The sequence below is a fragment of the Snodgrassella sp. B3882 genome, assembly GCF_026535915.1.
Classification (GTDB): Bacteria; Pseudomonadota; Gammaproteobacteria; order Burkholderiales; family Neisseriaceae; genus Snodgrassella.
This window is the reverse complement of sequence record NZ_JAFNPF010000014.1, coordinates 1-2,217: the sequence shown is the minus strand read 5'-3', so window position 1 is coordinate 2,217 and position 2,217 is coordinate 1. Positions and strand designations below refer to the sequence as shown.

Annotated in this window: 1 protein-coding gene; it reads left to right on the top strand. The window is 40.1% G+C overall.

What is annotated here, in order from left to right:
• Window positions 1-245 precede the first annotated feature (245 nt).
• On the top strand, window positions 246-2,217 hold a 1,972-nt coding region (locus tag J3U68_RS10600; protein ID WP_267376896.1), incomplete at its 3' end, for a PilC/PilY family type IV pilus protein.

The window sequence follows — 2,217 nt, the reverse complement described above, 5'->3', positions numbered from 1 at the left end:
CATCAGAGCATCAGAGCATCAGAGCATCAGAGCATCAGAGCATCAGAGCATCAGAGCATCAGAGCATCAGAGCATCGTTTAAATTTAATAGTATTTTTATTATAATAGCATTATTTTACCATTCACATTCCTTAGCTGTCAACCATTTTAATGACACGCCACTGTACCTGCAAAACCAATCTATTCAAACTACTAGCTATTTTGTCAAACCGAATATTACCTTCTTTATTGATGATTCGGGGAGTATGGATACGGATGTGGCCACACGCCAATGTTATGCTAAGTACCGTAAGGAAACATGTTTAGACAAATTTCAAGTTAACAGCATGGGTTATATTTACTGGGCTTGCAGAAAATGGGATACATTTGGTCCTTGGAGTGCTGATGAAGTTCTTGTAGGATCAATACCAGGTCCAACCCAGCTCTCCGAAAATGACTCAACCATCATACAATATAAATACCCTCAAAATTGCCATAGGTTCACGAGAATGTCTACGGTCAACAATATATTAGAACAAATTATCAACACCTATCGCAATGATTTCAATTACAGTGTTCAACCACTAAATAGCCATACTGAATATGATTTTAGGCCAAATCCTATAACCGGGGTCTATGAGCGATTTGTTACAAATGCCCACCCTGAATATAATCAATTTTATGATACAGAGAAATTACAAGATTATGAATTTGTTATCGATACAATTAAGGGTAATCCAGCTAAAGGAAAACGAGGTTTATATGCTAATGGGCTCACACCAACATTTGCCCGAATCAATGCCGTAGTCAGAAATACTTTAATGAATAAGTTGAAATACCGCTGTCAGAAATCCTATCTAATCATTTTATCCGATGGTGAGGCTGGTAATGACAAGCCCATAACTGATTCAACTTTACAACGCAATGGTCGAGATTTTGGTTACGATGGCTATTTCGATGGTAGTGTGGTCCGCAATGAAAAAATGTTTGACTACTATAATCGAGAATATCTATTGGCTCTAAGCTATTACACTGAAACACTGCGCACTAAAAATTTTGGTAAATACATCTATAATTCCCCTATTGTAGATAATTGGGGACAAAAATATATTGAAACTACCAAGCATTCAGACCGCCGCCTAACCGATGATGCTGGACAGCCGTGGGATGCTCCTGACCCATTGGCTCATCTGCCCGGGCACTCTCCTACGTTTACTCAGACCGCACAAACTTTCACCATTAGTTTTGGTTTAGATGCTAGTGGTGATAGAAGAGCGGTTGAACTAATGAAAAATGCTGCTTCTCCTAAGCCAGACTATGACCCTGTTACCAATCCCAATGCCCGGTATTATTTCAATGCCATGACTCCTGATACGGTTTTAAAAGCCTTTGAAGATATCTTCAAAGAAATTGCAGCTCAGACAAATGAACAAAAAGAAAGCATTACCACTACTACACCGATCATGGGTGAATCTTCTACCTCAAAGCAAAATTTGTTGATCAAATCCAGAGTCGATACTGAGCATTGGAGCAGCCAATTGTGTTTTCATTCCTACAATGAAAATGCTGCGGACAACAATGCCTGCAATAAACAGCCCTCTTTTGCAAACCGCCAACTGGTTTTGAATGATGGCAACCAGTCCTATCTTTTTTCTGGCAGTCTCTTTAGCGGTCTAAAAAATGATTCGTTTAAACTTGCCGATAACAATAATCTGAATAATCTGGAATGGCGCGATGGTCTACTCAATTGGTTTAGCCGCAGCACTGCCGATAACCAGATCAAACAAAACGGCTTTGTACTCGATTATCGCCAGCGTCCTGATAAATCTGGTCTTGGTTCCACCAGAAATATGGGCGACATCATCAATAATTCCATCGAAACCATCGGCCAAACAGAATTCAATAAACAAAAATATCTGATTACCTCCGCCAATGATGGCATGGTGTATGTATTTCGTGCTGCCAACAGCGACACCAACCCATATGATCTGAAATTCAACTACATGCCGATGTCGATTGAACGTAATAGTACCGATGGCTCCGATCTGGTCAGCCATTATTACAAAGATCTGACCAGCAATAATTATGGCAAAGACAACAACCATCCTCATCGTTATTTGCTTAATGGTGGCTTTACCGTGGTTCAAACGCCTAAACTACCGAATAAATCGCAACAGATTTTTATGGTCTCTAATATGGGTCAGGCTGGACGCGGTGCGTTTGCGTTGAATATCGGTG